The sequence below is a fragment of the Corynebacterium marambiense genome, from assembly GCF_016342275.1.
Taxonomy (GTDB): Bacteria; Actinomycetota; Actinomycetes; order Mycobacteriales; family Mycobacteriaceae; genus Corynebacterium; species Corynebacterium marambiense.
Genome location: NZ_JAEIOT010000008.1, coordinates 16,685 through 33,840, shown reverse-complemented (window position 1 = coordinate 33,840; position 17,156 = coordinate 16,685). Strand labels below are relative to the sequence as shown.

General features: G+C 66.1%; 14 protein-coding genes and 1 pseudogene. 7 read left to right on the top strand and 8 right to left on the bottom strand.

Annotation, left to right across the window (positions count from 1 at the left end; all coding sequences use genetic code 11):
- Nucleotides 1-33: 33 nt before the first annotated feature.
- Nucleotides 34-3,921, top strand: coding sequence for a Pls/PosA family non-ribosomal peptide synthetase (locus JDV76_RS08670; RefSeq protein ID WP_198736506.1), 3,888 nt, complete (start codon nt 34-36; stop codon nt 3,919-3,921).
- A 27-nt stretch (nt 3,922-3,948) separates the two neighbouring features.
- On the opposite strand, the gene ppk2 is transcribed toward JDV76_RS08670, so the two are convergent.
- From ppk2 to JDV76_RS13045, 4 genes are all read right to left on the bottom strand, one after another.
- On the bottom strand, nt 3,949-4,848 hold the full coding sequence (gene ppk2, locus JDV76_RS08665) for a polyphosphate kinase 2 (RefSeq protein ID WP_198736505.1): 900 nt from the start codon (nt 4,846-4,848) through the stop codon (nt 3,949-3,951).
- Between the two features lie 231 nt (nt 4,849-5,079).
- On the bottom strand, nt 5,080-5,208 hold the full coding sequence (locus JDV76_RS12795; protein WP_255520439.1) for a hypothetical protein: 129 nt from the start codon (nt 5,206-5,208) through the stop codon (nt 5,080-5,082).
- 60 nt (nt 5,209-5,268) lie between these two features.
- The gene (locus JDV76_RS08660; protein WP_198736504.1) at nt 5,269-5,439 is read right to left on the bottom strand and encodes a PorH family porin; all 171 of its coding nucleotides are present in this window, start codon (nt 5,437-5,439) and stop codon (nt 5,269-5,271) included.
- Nucleotides 5,440-6,168: 729 nt separating this feature from the next.
- The gene (locus JDV76_RS13045) at nt 6,169-6,339 is read right to left on the bottom strand and encodes a hypothetical protein (RefSeq protein WP_418884422.1); all 171 of its coding nucleotides are present in this window, start codon (nt 6,337-6,339) and stop codon (nt 6,169-6,171) included.
- A gap of 56 nt (nt 6,340-6,395) precedes the next feature.
- Here JDV76_RS13045 and JDV76_RS08655 point away from each other — a divergent pair, with 56 nt between their 5' ends.
- Together JDV76_RS08655 and JDV76_RS12630 are read left to right on the top strand one after the other, a co-directional pair.
- Nucleotides 6,396-6,734 carry a VOC family protein gene (locus tag JDV76_RS08655; RefSeq protein WP_198736503.1) on the top strand — a complete coding sequence of 113 codons (339 nt, stop codon included), beginning with the start codon at nt 6,396-6,398 and terminating at the stop codon, nt 6,732-6,734.
- A gap of 27 nt (nt 6,735-6,761) precedes the next feature.
- Nucleotides 6,762-7,497, top strand: a pseudogene (locus JDV76_RS12630) (DDE-type integrase/transposase/recombinase); the annotation flags it as partial.
- 337 nt (nt 7,498-7,834) lie between these two features.
- On the opposite strand, the gene panC reads toward JDV76_RS12630, so the two are convergent.
- From panC to JDV76_RS08630, 3 genes are all read right to left on the bottom strand, one after another.
- Nucleotides 7,835-8,854 carry a pantoate--beta-alanine ligase gene (gene panC, locus JDV76_RS08640; RefSeq protein ID WP_198736500.1) on the bottom strand — a complete coding sequence of 340 codons (1,020 nt, stop codon included), beginning with the start codon at nt 8,852-8,854 and terminating at the stop codon, nt 7,835-7,837.
- A 65-nt stretch (nt 8,855-8,919) separates the two neighbouring features.
- Nucleotides 8,920-9,297 carry a GntR family transcriptional regulator gene (locus tag JDV76_RS08635; protein ID WP_198736499.1) on the bottom strand — a complete coding sequence of 126 codons (378 nt, stop codon included), beginning with the start codon at nt 9,295-9,297 and terminating at the stop codon, nt 8,920-8,922.
- 6 nt (nt 9,298-9,303) lie between these two features.
- On the bottom strand, nt 9,304-10,173 hold the full coding sequence (locus JDV76_RS08630; protein ID WP_198736498.1) for a hypothetical protein: 870 nt from the start codon (nt 10,171-10,173) through the stop codon (nt 9,304-9,306).
- Nucleotides 10,174-10,247: 74 nt separating this feature from the next.
- Between JDV76_RS08630 and JDV76_RS08625 the strand changes: the two genes are divergently transcribed.
- Nucleotides 10,248-10,658, top strand: a complete 411-nt coding sequence (locus JDV76_RS08625) for a hypothetical protein (protein WP_198736497.1) — start codon at nt 10,248-10,250, stop codon at nt 10,656-10,658.
- Nucleotides 10,659-10,774: 116 nt separating this feature from the next.
- On the opposite strand, the gene groL is transcribed toward JDV76_RS08625, so the two are convergent.
- Entirely contained in the window at nt 10,775-12,418 is a 1,644-nt protein-coding gene (gene groL / locus JDV76_RS08620) for a chaperonin GroEL (protein WP_198736496.1), read from the bottom strand.
- A gap of 203 nt (nt 12,419-12,621) precedes the next feature.
- Here groL and JDV76_RS08615 point away from each other — a divergent pair, with 203 nt between their 5' ends.
- The 3 genes from JDV76_RS08615 to JDV76_RS08605 all read left to right on the top strand — a co-directional run bounded on the left by JDV76_RS08615 (nt 12,622) and on the right by JDV76_RS08605 (nt 17,093).
- A complete protein-coding gene (locus JDV76_RS08615; protein WP_198736495.1) occupies nt 12,622-13,986 on the top strand; it encodes a dipeptidase in 1,365 nt (454 codons plus the stop codon).
- Nucleotides 13,987-14,405: 419 nt separating this feature from the next.
- Nucleotides 14,406-15,014 carry a DUF3806 domain-containing protein gene (locus tag JDV76_RS08610; protein WP_232959185.1) on the top strand — a complete coding sequence of 203 codons (609 nt, stop codon included), beginning with the start codon at nt 14,406-14,408 and terminating at the stop codon, nt 15,012-15,014.
- A gap of 276 nt (nt 15,015-15,290) precedes the next feature.
- Complete coding sequence (locus tag JDV76_RS08605) at nt 15,291-17,093, top strand: hypothetical protein (protein WP_198736494.1); 1,803 nt, start codon at nt 15,291-15,293, stop codon at nt 17,091-17,093.
- Nucleotides 17,094-17,156 lie beyond the last annotated feature (63 nt).

Here is a 17,156-nt window from a genome sequence, read left to right as displayed (position 1 = left end):
CACCCGTCAACTGGAAAGCGCCCAGGCTGCACCGTGTCCCTGAAATCCGTACCACCGCAGTTTCTGCGCGCCGGTGAAGCCCCGCCCCGGCGCACACTCATAGACATCCTCGCCGCCACCGCGGCCGCACATCCGAAGGCGGCAGCGATCGATGACGGTGAGGTTCTCACCTACGCCGAGCTCATGGACGTCGTTCGCGAGAAGGCGGCCGACCTCCACGCCGCCGGCATCCGCCGGAGGGATCGCATCGGCGTCCGCCTGCCCAGCGGCGGCAGCGAGCTCTACACGACGATCCTCGCGATCCTCACCGCCGGCGCCGCCTACGTTCCGGTCGATGCCGATGACCCCGACGAACGCGCCGAGATGGTCTTCGAGGAGGCCCGCGTCAACGCGACCGTCACCGACGTCGGACTGACGGTGCACCGCCGAACCCCCGGCGGTGACACCCGCCCGCCACGGCCGGACGACGACGCATGGATCATCTTCACCTCCGGGTCCACCGGCCGTCCCAAGGGCGTCGCCGTCACGCACCGCTCCGCCGCCGCCTTCGTCGATGCCGAGGCGCGCATGTTCCTCGTCGATTCTCCCGGCGGTCCGCTCGGACCCGACGATCGGGTTCTCGCCGGACTCTCGGTCGCGTTCGACGCCTCCTGCGAGGAGATGTGGCTCGCCTGGGGCCACGGCGCCTGCCTCGTCCCCGCCCCGCGCATGCTGGTGCGCTCCGGGATGGACCTCGGGCCGTGGCTCATCAGCCATGACATCACCGCCGTGTCCACCGTTCCGACCCTCGCCGGTCTGTGGCCCTCGGAGGCCCTCGACAACGTCCGCCTGCTCATCTTCGGTGGTGAGCCGTGCCCCGCTGAACTCGTGCAGCGGCTGGACAGCGGCGACCGGGAGATCTGGAACACCTACGGCCCGACTGAGGCCACCGTCGTGGCCTGCGCGGCGAGACTCCACGCAGGACGTGACGTCTCGATCGGCCTTCCCCTCGACGGCTGGGATCTCGTCGTTGTCGACGCAGACGGCGCCCCGGTCGCCCCGGGACAGGTCGGTGAACTCGTCATCGGTGGCGTCGGTCTCGCCCGGTACCTCGACCCGGAGAAGGACCGGGAGAAATACGCCCCGCTGCGCAGTGTGGGTTGGTCCCGGGCGTACCGTTCCGGCGACCACGTCCGGCTCGAGGAAGACGGCCTCTATTTCGTCGGTCGGGTCGACGACCAGGTCAAGATCGGCGGTCGCCGGATTGAGCTCGGTGAGGTCGAGGCCGCCGTCGCGGCGCTGCCGGGGGTCCGTTCCTCCGCCGTCGTGGTGCAGACCACGGGCGGCGACTCGAAGGTGCTCGTCGCCTACCTCTCGCGCGAGGACGACGCGGTGAACTTCGACACGGAGGCCGCGACGGCTCGCCTCACGGAGGGCATGCCTGCGGCTCTCGTCCCCCGACTCTGCGTGCTCGAGGAACTTCCCGTCCGGACATCGGGCAAGGTGGACAAGGCCGCGCTCCCGTGGCCGCTGCCTGGTGCGGTGACCGACACCTCCGCCATGACACCGACCGAGGCCTGGCTCGCGGAGCTCTGGGTCGATGTCCTCGGTGCGTCCGTGGCCGACCCGGACGCGGACTTCTTCGCACTCGGCGGTACATCCCTCGCCGCGGCGACGCTGGTCGGCCGGATCCGGGAACGGTTCCCCACTGTCTCCGTGCGGGAGCTCTACGATCATCCACGGCTCGGGGCCCTGGCACAGCATCTCGACTCCCAGCCGGGCGCGGGCACCGGACCCCGCCGGAACAAGCGGGTCATTCGTCCCGTGTCCGCCCGGACCAGGCTCATCCAGCACCTGATACAGGTGCCGGTAATGACGTTGCAGGCCGCGCAATGGGTGGCCTGGCTGCTCGTGGGGAACAACCTCGCGGACGCAGCCGGAGCGTGGTGGGCTCGGCCCGCACCCTGGTGGCTGGTGATTCTCCTGCTCATCGTCTTCGTGACCCCGGCAGGCAGACTTCCGATGGGTGCGTTCGCCGCCCGTGTCCTCACCTGCGGCATCACCCCTGGCGACTATCCCCGCGGCGGGCGCGAGCACCTGCGACTGTGGACGGCAGACCGGATCCAGGATGCGTGTGGTGCCCGGGACATCGCCGGGGCGACGTGGATAACCAGTTACGCTCGTCTGCTCGGCGCGACCGTGGGGCGGGACGTCCACCTGCACACTCTCCCCCCGGTCACGGGTCTGCTCACCCTCGGTGACCACTGCTGCATCGAGCCGGAGACCGATCTGTCGGGCATGTGGGTCGACGGCGACACGGTCCACGTCGGCCGAATCACGGTCGAGGAGGACGCCCGGGTCGGTGCACGGTCCACCTTGCTGCCCGGGTCAGTGATCGGTGCCGGCGCCCATGTCGAAGCCGGCTCATGCGTGACCGGGGAGAAGAAGGTGAAGCCCGGTGCCCGCTGGGCCGGTTCGCCCGCGTCGAAGGTGGGCCGGGCCAAGCAGCGTTTCCCGGAGGAACACCCGGCTCGGCGTCCGTGGTGGGTGCCCGTCTACGGCGCGACGTCCCTCGCACTGAGCCTCATGCCGGTTCTCTCTGTCGGGATGGGTGCCGCCGTGGTGGCGTGTCTGTCGACGGTGCTGGCCGGGACGACAGTAGGGACGGTCTCTGCGGCGCTGCTGCTCGCACCGCTCGGCGCACTCGTCGCCTTCGGCCTGAACGTGGTGCTCACCTTCGTCGGTGTCCGTCTGATGTCGATCAGGCTGGCCACCGGGGTTCATCCGGTGCGCTCCCGCATCGGCTGGCAGCTGTGGGCCACGGAGCGCCTCATGGATGCCGCGCGCACCCACCTGTTCCCGCTCTACGCCTCGCGTCTGACGCCGTTGTGGCTTCGTGCGCTGGGCGCGCGGGTCGGCACGGACACCGAGATCTCGACGGCCGTCCTGGTGCCCGCGTTCACGGAGATCCGGGACGGCGCATTCCTCGCCGACGACACGATGGTCGGCGGCTACGAGCTGGGTGGCGGGTGGATGCTCGCCGACAGAACCAGAATCGGCAAGCGCAGTTTCCTCGGCAACTCCGGCATCGCCGGGGCGGGCCGGAAACTGGCGAAGAACTCTCTCGTCGCGGTGCTCTCCCAGACACCGAAGAAGGCGCGCGCCGGATCAAACTGGCTCGGCTCCCCGCCAGAGCGGCTGCGGCGCGTGACGGTGGACGCCGGCGGTGAAGCCCGGACCTACCACCCGACGAGCCGACTGAAGCGGGCCCGGGGCCTCGTCGAGACCATGCGACTGCTCGCCCCCATGACATCGGGTGTTCTCGTAGCGGGGACGCTGCTGGCCCTGCAATGGCTGTACACGCGACCTGACGCACCGCTCGCCGGAGCGGGACTCGCTGGGCTGTCCGGTGGACTCGTGCTCATGGCTGCCGGTGTCGGTGCCGCGACGATCACCGTGGAGGCGAAGTGGCTGTGCGTCGGCAGGATCCGGACTAGTGAGCATCCGTTGTGGTCCCGCTTCGTGTGGCTCAACGAGCTCCAGGACGCATTCGTCGAGGCGGTAGCGGCTCCGTGGTTCCTCAACCCGAACCAGGGCGCTCAACCGCTGGTGTGGTTCCTCCGGGCGATCGGCGCCCGCGTGGGCCGAGGCACCTGGATCGAGTCCTACTGGCTCCCCGAGGCTGATCTCGTCGAGATCGGGGACGCCGCGACAATCGGCCCCGGTTGTGTCCTGCAGACGCACCTGTTCCAGGATCGGGTGATGAGTCTCGACACGGTGAATATCGGTGCCGGCGCGGTCCTCGGACCGCATTCCGTGATCCTCCCGGCGGCTTCCCTCGGGGAAGGGGCCACCATCGGTCCTGCGTCGCTCGTCCTACGCGGAGACCGGGTCCCCGGCCACACACGGTGGCAGGGAAACCCGGTCGAGCCCCGGGGCTGAGCCCGGGGCGGGGTGCGGTGTCGGGGTTCAGTCCCCGATCTGGTCCCGCCCGCGGAGAACGATCTTCGGATCCGGCTCACCGACGAGGTCATGGTCCTTGCCGGTGTACTCGAACTTCGACAGAACGTAGCGCATCGCATTGATTCGGGCGCGCTTCTTGTCATTCGACTTGATGGTGACCCACGGCGACTCATCCGTATCCGTGTACCGGAACTGCTCCTCCTTGGCGCGGGTGTAGTCCGGCCACTTGTCCAGGGAGGCGAGGTCCATCGGCGAGAGCTTCCACTGTCGGACGGGGTCGACCTGGCGGATGGCGAACCGGGTGCGTTGTTCCTTCTGAGTGACCGAGAACCAGAACTTGGTCAGCGAGATACCGGAGCCCATGATCATGTTCTCCAGCATTGGCACCTCACGGAGAAACTCCGCATGCTGGGACTCTGTGCAGAAACCCATAACCCGTTCGACGCCGGAGCGGTTGTACCAGGAACGGTCAAAGAACACGATCTCACCCGCGGACGGGAAGTGCTCGATGTAGCGCTGGAAGTACCAGGAGGTCGACTCCCGGGGCGACGGCTTTTCGAGGGCGACGGTGCGGGCGCCACGGGGGTTGAGGTGCTCGTTGAACCGCTTGATGGTTCCCCCCTTGCCTGCGGCATCACGCCCTTCGAAGAGGATGATGTGCCGCTGCCCGGTGTCCTTCGTCCAATTCTGCCACTTCAGCAGCTCGATCTGGAGGGCACGCTTGATGTGCTCGTACTCGTGCCGGGACATCCGCTCGTCATACGGGTAATTCTCCCGCCATGTCTCCACGGGGGCGCCGTTCGGCTGGATGAGTACGGGATCATCGTCATCGGAATCGTCAACGATGTAACCCTCTGTAGCAGCCAGATCAACGACGGGGAGGTCCTGCTCGGATGTGTCAGCCATAAGCCCAGTTTAACGCCGCGACAGTGCCTCCGCGTTGAATCCTGGGGACAACCACGCCGACGGGGGGATGAATCGAGGGCATCAGCCCCGACAATACCGGATCCTGCACATGTGCGGATGCCTGGACACGCAAAAACCCGGCTCCGTGCGATGCACGTTGCCGGGTACTGCCTTCCCCGTCGATCAACGATCAGCCGGGGAGATCACTTCACTGGGAAGTGAACGGGGTTCTTAGACCAGACCCAGGAGGGACTTGACACCGGAAGCAACCTCGGAGAAGGGCTTCAGGAAGTCGAAGACAACCTCGAAGAAGCCACCGTTGGTGGAAAGGGAGGTCAGCGTGGTGGAGAAGGAATCCATGTTGTTGCTCCTAGCAAAGAGATATGTGGATGATCCCGAGCTTATCGGGATCGAGGAAAATTACTTGCTGCTGATTCCGTCGAAGCCGGAGGACAGAGCAGTGGTGACATCGCCCTTGAAGAGGAGGTCAATGTGCTCGACGACCTTCGGGAAATTCTCCACGAGCTTGCCCATCGCGTCGACGAAGGTGTTGAAGTCGCCGAGCTGCTCCTTGATGACAGTGAAATCCATGTTGTTCTCCTTGAGAGGACCAGCCCTGGAGCTGGCGTAAGTTTCCAGTTGCTGACGCCCTCAGGGACGCCACAACTCAATCTAAGCACGTCTCCGCTCTCCGTCAACCCACGCTGCCGCCGATGAGCTGACACGTGAGCTGTAGCAATGCGTCTGAATTTCTACTCCGGTGACCGATCAACAACATACCGACCTGCATTTTCTTCGCGCCGTCACTGTTCAGGGTCTAAAAATGCCGTTACCCGGCTGTGAAGTGATCCGAGTGCGGTAACGATTGCGGTCACAGTCACGATTGAGCGTAAACCGATCCGGAGGAAACTGGCAATACTTTCCAAAACACCCCTTTGTGGGGGTATTTACTCCAGTTGAAACTGAGGGGCCGCTACCAGCTGTTTCATCCGGCGTCGTTGATTGGGCCTCGCCGGGCATCAACGCAGCTTGATCGCGCGCAAGCGGTAGCCCGTAAGGGTCAATCCGAGGAGGGGGCGTACTTCCCAACTCAGATGTGCTTGATCAACGACCCCGTAGCGGACCGCAATCTCGACCAACGCATCATCCGGGTTCTCACTGACCCACTCCACTGCTTCTTGAAGGTGCCACCGACGGATCATGGTCTAGGACAACATACCCACATACTTGGTGTCCAGAAGGTTGACCGTGCGTGCCGAAACCCCCATGGCACCCGCACTGCCGCATGCAGCTCGGGCGCAGCGACAGGGAGGGAGCCCATCACGGCAAGCTGCCGGGCTGCTCGGTGAAAATAGGCGCAGCTGCTGGGCGGAGCAATGCGCCCAACACCCAGCTCTGCCCGACCAGGACTCGTGTAGAGCATCGTGAGGTGGGCCCCCAGAAGCACCCCTCGTCTTCTTGAAAGGCAAGGTTGCTCGCGGGAAACGCCAGGACGTCCTGGGCGGAGTGCCGCCCCGGATCGATGGCCCACGTGCTGATCCACCGAAATGGATGAGACCATCATCCACGCCGAACTCGATTTCGACTGTGGTCGTCTGCAGCTGGGTGCCGCGCAGGCGGCTCTATCACCTGCTTGCGCTGTACCAGGGGCCGAGGACGTGCGTTCTCGCTGGGTGTCTATGTCGCGGACGGGTGACCGCGTGATCGAGACCGCCACCGCTCGCGGCGCCGTGCTGCGTGAGGCTGTGGTGGGTTTCGTTTCTGGCGACCGCTACGGGAGCATCCGCGATCCGTTCGGCATCCGGCGGTCGGCGATAGCGCGCATCGAGGACCTCAGCGATGAGGAATCAGCTCGGCGGATTGATGAATGGGCCTATCAGCGGTAGTTACCACCCACTCCGACGTCTCCCGGTCCACAGAAAAGCCGCTGGGCCGACCGCTACCGCGCCGACCAGTCCATGCGCGACCACGCCTCACGACCACACCACTTCCCGAACAAAACAAGCCCGGCCACCACGAAACGCTGCATCCGCCTGCTCCTGTGCGAAGGACCCGTCCAGCGTCCCCACCTGTCCGGCACCGCCTCTGCTACGGTCCACCGCATCCTGGCCGACGCCCACCTCCACCAGCTCTCACACGTCGACCGCACCACCAGAGAACCCGCCCGTCGCTACGAGCACAACTACCCCGGGAGCGATGACTCCACCTCGACGTGAAGAACCTCCACATATCCCCGACGGAGACAGCTCGCGCTACGTCGGCCGTCAGCAAGATGAGCAGCAACCGGGCTCCCACCCTTGGCAAGCCGCGGAACAAGCACTACGACCCCCTGATGGGCAAGGCCTGCATTCACACCGTCATAGATGAGCACTCCCGCGTGCCTACGCCGAGATCCACGACGACGAAACCGCCGAGACGGCCCTCGCCATCCTGGTTCGGGCCGTCAAGCGGTTCAACCAGCGGGGAGTCACCGTCGAGCCGGTGCTGTCGGACAACGGGGGCGCCTACCGCTGACACCTCCGAAGCTGAGCGCCACGGTGAGCTTGAGGGCTGCCTTGCACTACATGCAACCACCACCGACCCCACACGGCCTACAGGAACCAGCCACCGTTCTCACGATTGACCAACACCTCCGGTCAGTGCAGCTAGCCCTTCCCTCCATCGATCCGCCTGTCAGCATTCCGTCGTCCGGAGAGTTCACCCACATCTCACCCATAACGCACCGCCTGTTGGCTGGAAAGGGACCGCTCGCGTGACCGTGACGTCGACCGCGCACGCCTCGGATCCTCCGAAACACTCGACACCACGAACTCCGAGCCTCAGCTCATCATTGGCCGAACTCTCGACCCCAGACACCTGCCAGATGACGCGGAATCGAATACCGGGCTAGCGGCGGGCATCACACTCTTAACCGGAACGACACGAACGCAGGGTGCGGATCGGCCATCAGCCGCGATCCAGTTCCCCGACGACATCACGCACGTTCTCACTCAGTGGAATCCCGCCGACCCCTGACGCGCCGGACCTCGTCCCGGAGACGCCGCAGTTCCGCCATTTCCTCATCGGTGAGCTCTGCGTCGAGCCCCGCGGCCTGCAACGCCGCCTGCGCGATCTCCTTCTCCTGGCGGGCCTGCAGATCCCCGAGGATGACCCCGACATTGTCCAGCAAGCGGACTTCCCCGACCCGAGCCGCGACGAGGAGCCGGGCCTCCCCCTCCCCGAAGTTCTCCGGCAGCGGCGCCAGCCTGCCGTCCCGAAGCTCGAGGTAGTCGACCTCAACCTCCGGTACGGCCTCCAGGACGGAGCGGGCCCCGGAGAGAACGGCCCCGGGGCCACGGTCCCCGCAGTGCGCACCCAGGGTGAGCGCCGCAGACAGGGCCACGGCGGCCTGCCGGGCGGTGCTATCGAGCCGCACGTTGCGGGAGCTCATTGCCAGGCCATCCTTCTCCCTGATGACGGGAACCGAATGAAGCTGAATGGGAAGGTTGAGGTCGGTGACGAGCTGCTGCATGAGGACGAGCTGCTGGTAGTCCTTCTCGCCGAACACCGCGTCGGAGCAGTTGGTCACGTTGAACAGCTTCAGGCAGACGGTCAGCGCTCCGTCGAAGTGGCCGGGGCGGGAGGCACCCTCCAGCTCCCCGGACAGTGGCCCCGCGGAGACGGTGGTGCGGAACCCGTTGGGGTACATCTCGCGGACGGATGGGGCGAAGACGAGCTCGACGCCCACCCCGCGGAGCTTCTCGACGTCCGCCTCCAGCGTCCGGGGATAGGTGTCCAGGTCGGCATCATCCCCGAACTGCAGTGGGTTGACGAAGATGGAGACCACGACCACGGCACGCGGCAGTGATTTCGCGGCACGGACGAGCTCCAGGTGTCCCTCGTGGAGGGCACCCATGGTGGGCACGAGGACAACCGGCCGCGATGTCTTGCGTAGTGCACGGGTGACGCGACCGATGTCGGTGACCGAGGTGTGCACGGTGGTTTCACCCGGGGTGTATCCGGCCATGGGATCTTCTCCTTGGAACTGATGGCGGCGGTGGATCAGCAGGCGTCAATCCTAACCCTCGACGGTCATCGCCCTGGCCACGCCTCGGCAATCCGTCGTTGGAGTTCCGGCAATGTGATCCCGGCCTCGACAGCCCGGGAAACCAGGGCCGAAGTCTCGACGGCGAGTCCGTCTCCGGAGCCTCCGGCCACAGAGTCCACTGCTCCTTCAGCGATCCGGGTTCCCGCACCGCGGCGGGCGGTCACCGTTCCGGCGGCTTCTAGCTCCCGGTAGGCGCGTGCCACCGTCCCCGGGGCGATCCCGAGGTCACGCGCGAGCTGCCGCACCGGCGGGAGCCTGGCCCCCTCGTCCAGGTCACCTGACGTAACGAGCCGAATCACCTCGCGGCGAACCTGCTCGTAGACGGGGGTCGGATCATCGACACAGATACTTATCCGCTGCATCTCATCTCACCGAGCTTTGCTCGACGGGGCGGCGACGAGGGCGACGATATGGGTCAACGCATGGACGGCGGCACCCATGAGAAGCACCCCGGACAACCCGATGAACCACAGGAAAGCGGGTTTTCCCGCACAGTCGGGGTATGCGGCGAACATCCAGAGTGCGATGGGTGCGCCGGTGACGGCCACCGTGAAGGTCAGGGTGGCGGTCACGGCGGTGCCGGTGACCCGGCGGAATGCCACGTCCGCGTCGATGTCGGGGAGTACCGGACGTTTCGTGGCGAGGACGAGGACCAGGGCCCCGATCAGGGTGCACGCCGCAAGGATGCAAAGCATCGGGGTTGCGTACCAACTTCCGGGCCACGGGGTTGCGGAGGACGTGGCTGTTCCGCCGGCTTCAAGGCAGGACACGGTGATGGCCCGTCCCGACCGTCCGAGGTCATCGGGGGAGCCTGTGCGGATCCCGGTGAGGAGGACTCCGGCGGTCACCACGACGGTCGCGATCGCCACCGCCAGCGGTACGGCTCCCGTCGTCGACAGGATGGTCCTGGTGGCGAGTGGAGCCCGGCGGCGTGCGCCCTGCTGTGGTCGAACGGTGGCGACCGCCACCGCCGAGACAATGAGCACGATGACCGCGAAGACCGTTGGGGCGAGGGTCAGTCCCAATCCCAGGCCGGTGATGAAGAGTGCCCCAAACAATGCGACGGCGATTCCGGCCACGATCCCTCCCCGGAGCCAACGACGGTAGCGGCGCACCGGCCCGGAATCAGCCGGGATCGTGGCTATCCCGGAAGTTCCCCGCGTCCGGACGAAGCGTGCGGCGATGACGGACACGAGGAACAACCCGATGAGGAGCAGTGACGGTAGGACGGATGTCATGGTGTGCCTCCTGCACATTTTGTATCAAAGTTATGGTACAAAGGCTAGAACATACCCTCTTTTGTGTCAATGTATTGATACAATTCGCAACGTCCTGCACCCATGAGATCGCGTCCACCGCACCAGCGATCCCCTCCAGACAGCTCACTGCGCCGATTCTCGGCGCGACCTCCCCCAACGGCGACTGCGCCCCCAGCGTGGCGGACATCAGCCACGAACAACCCACCGCCCACATCACCCACCTCGGGAAACCCGGAGACGAGATCTCCGTCCGGATAACCCACCAGACGGAGTCCGGGCCGAAGAAGGACACGGTTCAGGAGTTCACCCTCCCTGAAGGAATGGTCGAGCGGCAGATCCCGACCGGAATCCTCAACGCCACGATCCACGAGATCGTCATCACCGCGACAGTCGGAACCGGAGTGACCGGAACATGCCGCATCCCCGTCGACGGCATCTCCGGGGAGCCAACACCGCTCCCGTGAACTGATCCGCACGACGCCAGAACGGCCCGCCCCCGCATACTGCAGGAACGGGCCGTTGTTTTCTTCGACCACCACCCGGTGAGCACATCACCGGGCGGTGGTCAGGTGTCAGGGGATCAGAATCCGCCCATGCCACCCATGGCGTCGGCGTCGGGCATACCCTGGCCGGCAGGCTGCGGCTTGTCGGCGACGACAGCCTCGGTGGTGAGGAACAGAGCCGCGATGGAGGCGGCGTTCTGCAGTGCGGAGCGGGTCACCTTGACCGGGTCGTTGATGCCGGCATCCATCAGGTTGACGTACTCGCCGGTCGCGGCGTTCAGGCCTTCGCCCACCTTGAGGGAGGCGACCTTGTCGGCGACGACGCCCGGCTCGTGACCGGCGTTGAGTGCGATCTGCTTCAGCGGCGCGGACAGCGCGGTGCGAACGATTTTCACACCGGTGGCCTCATCGCCGGTGAGGTCGAGGTCACCGTCGAGAACGTGAGCGGCCTGGATAAGCGCAACGCCACCACCGGCGACGATGCCCTCCTCGACGGCTGCCTTGGCGTTCCGAACGGCATCCTCGATGCGGTGCTTGCGCTCCTTCAGCTCGACCTCGGTCGCGGCACCGACCTTGATGACGGCGACGCCGCCGGCGAGCTTCGCCAGGCGCTCCTGCAGCTTCTCCCGGTCGTACTCGGAGTCGGAGTTCTCGATCTCGGCGCGGATCTGGTTGACGCGACCCTCGATCTGGGCGCTGTCACCAGCACCCTCGACGATGGTGGTCTCGTCCTTAGTGACGACGACCTTGCGGGCACGGCCCAGCAGCGGGATGTCCGCGCTCTCCAGGGAGAGGCCGACCTCCTCGGAGATGACCTGGCCACCGGTGAGGATGGCCATGTCCTGGAGCTGCGCCTTGCGGCGGTCACCGAAGCCGGGGGCCTTGACGGCGACGGACTTGAAGGTGCCGCGAATCTTGTTGACGACCAGGGTGGACAGAGCCTCTCCCTCGACATCCTCGGCGATGATCAGCAGCGGCTTGCCGGTCTGCATGACCTTCTCCAGCAGCGGCAGGAGATCCTTGATGTTGCCGATCTTCGCGGAGACCAGAAGGATGTACGGATCCTCGAGGACGGCCTCCTGGCGCTCCATGTCGGTGGCGAAGTAACCGGAGATGTAGCCCTTGTCGAAGCGCATACCCTCGGTGACGTCGAGCTCGACGCCGAAGGTGTTGGACTCCTCGACGGTAATGACGGATTCCTTGTTCAGTTTGCCGCCGCCCACGGCGTACATCGCCTGGGCGATCTTGGCGCCGATGGCGGGATCGGCGGCGGAGATGCCCGCGGTCGCGGCGATCTGCTCCTCGGTCTCGATCTCCTTGGCGGTGGCGAGCAGCTCCTCGGTGACCTTCTTCACGGCCTGCTCGATACCGCGCTTGATGCCCATCGGGTTGGAGCCCGCGGCCACGTTGCGCAGCCCCTCGCGGACGAGGGCCTGGGCAAGGACAGTCGCGGTGGTGGTGCCGTCGCCCGCGACGTCGTCGGTCTTCTTGGCGACCTCCTTGACCAGCTCGGCGCCGATCTTCTCGTACGGATCCTCCAGCTCGATCTCGCGGGCGATGGTCACGCCGTCGTTGGTGATGGTCGGGGCGCCCCAGGACTTCTCCAGGACGACGTTGCGTCCCTTCGGTCCGAGCGTGACCTTGACGGCGTCAGCGAGGGTGTTCAGGCCCTTTTCGAGGCCACGGCGTGCTTCCTCATCAAAAGCGATGATCTTTGCCATGTGTTGTGTGCTCCTTGGTTCTTCATCGGACGACACTCACGTCAAGTATCTGCGGGCGCCCGCGACGGCACGGTCGGTGAGTGTTGGGTCCAACCTCACCCGCAGGTGATACAAATCCTGGCACTCTCCAGTATCAAGTGCTAGGTCCGTTTCTAGCAGTCGGGGCGTGCGAGTGCAAGATCTGGGGCCCTACACTTGTCCCCATGACTCCAGCGATTCCCGCCACAACAGAAGTAACAGCCGCGATCGAGGCTCAGCAGGCCCGCATCCTCGCCGACCTAACGGAACTCGTCTCCTACAATTCCGTGCACGCAGAACCCGGATGCGAACAGGCCAACGCGGCTGCCGCCGCCTGGGTCGTCCGCTCCCTGGAGGAGGTCGGCCTAACGGTAGAGACTCACCTCACCGCCGACGGATCGACCGCCGTGATCGGCCGCCGCGAGGCCCACGAGGGACTCCCAACCGTGCTGCTCTACTCGCACTATGACGTCGTCCCGGCCGGAGATCCCGCCACATGGACCGCAGACCCGTTCACCCTTACCGAACGCGATGGACGCTGGTACGGGCGCGGCACGGCAGACTGTAAGGGCAACATCGTCATGCATCTCGCGGCTCTGCGCGCACTCGAGGAGCTCGGCGATCCGGGTGTCGGCATCACCGTCGTCATCGAGGGCTCGGAGGAGCGCGGCGGCGAGGGCCTGGACGGCCTCATCGGGGAACACCCCGAGCTGTTCACCGCGGACGCGATCATCATCGCCGACACGGGCAACGTGGCGGAGGGTGTGCCGACCCTGACCACCTCCCTGCGCGGCGGCGCGCAGGTGCGCGTCACCGTGAACACCCTGAAGTCGGCCGTGCACTCCGGCGGATTCGGTGGCCCCGCCCCGGACGCGGTTGCCGCGCTGATCCGCATCCTCGATTCGCTCCGCGACGAATCGGGACGCGTCGCGATCAGGGGCACCGACAACACCGCCACCTGGGACGGGATCGCCTACGACGCGGAGGCCTTCCGTGCGGATGCCGGCGTTCTCGAGGGTGTGGAGATCATCGGCGACGGCACCGACATCGCGGACCAGCTGTGGGCCCGCCCCGCGGTAACCGTCACCGGATTCACCTCCACGCCGGTATCCGAGGCCGTCAACGCGATTCCCGCGACGGCGACCGCGCAGCTTAACCTGCGAACCCCTTACGGCGCCTCCGGATCGGCGACCGCTGAGGCGCTGCGCAACCACCTGATCGACGCCGCCCCCTGGGGCGCACAGGTCGACGTCGAGATTCTCGAGGTCAACGAGCCCTTCGCCACCGACACATCAGGCCCCGCCGCACAGGCACTCGCCGATGCACTGTCGAAGGCCTTCGGGGATAAGGAAACCGCGTACTGCGGCTCCGGCGGTTCCATTCCCCTGACCACCGCTCTGCAGCAGGCCGTCCCGGGTGCCGAGATCGCCCTGTTCGGCGTCGAGGAACCCCTGTGCACCATCCACTCGGCCGACGAGTCCGTCTCCCCGGAGGAGCTGAAACGCTGCGCCGTCGCGGAGACCCTGTTCCTGCTCAGCTACACGCGCTAGACCCCAAAACTCCCCACCCCGTGCATTCCATCCAATGGGATACACGGGGCACCTTTTCCTCGGGACAGTCCTCCGGCCTGCATCAACGGAGAGTAATACGGCGCTACAGTCACACCCTGCACCACCCCCACGTTCCCACTTTCCGGGACGTTTCTTGACCCGAAAGGGGGAAACCCCTAACCTCGTCATTGTGACGCACATCATTCGACTTACGCGAGTAGCAAAGGCTACGTACCCCGGTGAAGGATAAGGACTGACCCCTTCACCCGGGGCAGTAGTCGTTATCCTCCCAGTCGCTTGACAAGCGTCGGTCCATTTCCACAGACCAGACAGATCCGCCACACCACAACAGGGCCCTCCCCGGACAATCCGGAAGGCATGAGGCCGGTGCCGGATCAGGATCTTCCCGAGGACCGACGATGCACACGACGAACACCACCACCGAACCCCGAACCAACAACCGGGAACAGTCGCCCCACCGGCTACACACTCAGCACCCACCGCTGGCCACCACCCACACCAGCCGCCCGGCACCTTTCAGCCGCCGCGATCCACTGCGGGAGTACACCGACGATCCTTTCCGCGCCAGGTTCGGGCAGAATCTCCCCGCCGGGCTCCGCGAGGAAGCCGCCGGGATGGACTGGCGCACCTTCACCGACGTCTACTGCCCCACCCCGGATCTCCGCATCGATAACCTGTCGCACACCTTACTGCGCGATCACCGCCGCCGGTTCAGCGCGACGCTGACCTCCTCCCGCCCCGGGCGGGGCGGTGTCACGCACACCAACCACGAGATCATCGCCATGGGTGCGATCTCCGCATGCACCAACCTGTTGGCCGACGCCGGACGTCGGGTCGAGATCCTGACCTTCCGGCAGCGGGACATCTTCAACGGAACCGCCGTCTTCCTCGAGGTCTGCGACAACAACACCAGGTGCTGGGTCCTGGGCTTCGGCGGAACCCCCGACGCGGCCATCGCCACCGCGATGAGCCGTGCCGCCCACCGCCTCCACCGCGGGGGGAACTGAAAGAGCAACACGGCGCCACCTCGGTGCCCGGCAGCCACGGCGCCGGGTGCTCCATCCAGGTTCCCGGTATCCCCACCAACCGGGAGTTCACTGGTTTCCCGCAACCAGGCCACACCGGTTGATCCGGCCGCGCTGGCCGCGACCTGCAACTGAACGCCGATGCGCATCCAAACACCGGAGACCCGGGCGGAAACAGACTGCGACTGTTCTACAGTAGTGAAGGTATGCGCTCGACCACCGAATACGTGCCGCTCATCGAGCAGATAAGAAGGATTCGTGCCCCCGTTACCGCCACCACAGGTGATCATCGCCGCCGTCCTGACTCTCATCGTCACCCTCATGCCCTTCCTCGGCGGTTCCTCCACCGGCACCGGATCATCTGGCACCGAGTCTGCACGGACCTCCACCTCACCGTCGACACCGAGCCCATCCCCGGAGCCGCCGCCGGAAACGACGGAACCGGAACCCACCTCGGAAGAGGACGTGACTCCCCGCCCGGAGGCCACGGTGATCGACGGCCCAGACATAGTGTCCGTGACCGGGAACCGCGTAGCCGGATACCGCGTCGAGCTCACCGGTCGGCATGAGCTCGGTGTGGGTGACCCTGTGGCCGTTCCCGTCACCTCTGCGAACCCAACCGGTGTGGTGGGGCGGATCACCGGAGTCGGGGAAACAGCTGGTGGCACGACGTTCACCGCAGACGCGGCCCCCCTGGACGAGGTCTACTCGGAGTTCCGGATCTCCCGGGAGATCCCGGTGAATCTGCCCCTGTCCCTCGCCCCGGAGGCGTTCACCTGCGACGGCGGCTCCGGTAAGTTCATCGTTGACGCCCCTGATCTCCGGGCCGTCGTCACCCTCCGGCTGGACATCTCCCGGGAGACCGCCGCAATCAGCACCGAGCTCACCGGGAGCCTGTCCCTGGACGCCGCGACCGACTCCGCCGTATTCTGCTCCGTCGATCCGTCCGCGCTGCCCCGGGCCACCGTCCCCGTCGAGGGTCCATTAGCTCTGACGGTGGGCGCCACCGTGGCCTCGGACTCATCCGGTCCTGCGGAGGTGCATCTGTCGGCGACAGAGAAGCAGGTCCTGGGGGCGGTCGTCGTCGGTGCGCGGAGTGAACCGGTCACCGCACACACCCTCACTGGTGTCGCGGTCTCAGCGGGGCCCGCGGATCCCCCGGGTGAGGACGGTGCGACGCTGAGCCTCGGCAGCGACGTGGGCCTGTCCACGGGCACCGGATCGGATCCGGGATTCGCCGTCGTGGGCGACACCGCACTCAGTGTGTTTCCCGCGGAGAGGAACAGAAACCGGTACTGCTTCGATGTTCGCCGCCAGCAGACGGTGACCGTCGCGACTGACCGGGGCCTGATCCCCTGGACGGTGACCCCACTCTCAGAACGAAACGACAGCCGCCACGCCGGTGGATCCTGCTCGGGCACGGCGGACGGCGGCCCGATCCAGCTACCCGGCGGCGGTCACATCCCGGATTCACCGGTCGGTGACCGTGAGGTCGTGACCACCGGCGGCCCCCTGGACGAGCTGACCGTCACGACCGATCTCCGGTGTGATCCGCGCAGCACCAGCGGAGGCGCCCTGCTTTCCCCGGGGCCGTGCGCAACCCGGGTCACGGTGGATGGAGCCACGTATGGAGCGGGGTCCGACGAACCCCTGCGACTGCTGAGTCGAAGCATCCGCGGTGAGGGAACAGTGGAGCGTCCCATCGTGATCACGACCCGGCTCGCCGTGGGTGCCATCGGGGTGTACGTCGATCAGGTGGACACCCTCGTTCGAGGTTCCGCAGGCTGGGCCACCACCACCGCCGTCCGGAACCGCACGGACGTGGATCACCGGATCTCCGTCACGAGGGCCATCCCCTGCAGCAATGGTGCGGTCGTCGGTGGATCATCGACGGTCGCCTGTGATCGGGCCCGGCTGGAGGCATACTCACTGGGGGTCACCGCATCGGTAGACGAGGACACTGCCGGGCTGATCTGGGAGCGGTCCCTCCGACCCGGAAAATCCGCGGCCTTCCGTTCCCGACTGTTCTTCGATGTCCCAGCCCACGAGATCGGTGCCTGACCGAGCAGGAGACCGGGAGGCTTCCAGGTAGACTGACGACCTGACCTGATTATCCCCGCCCAG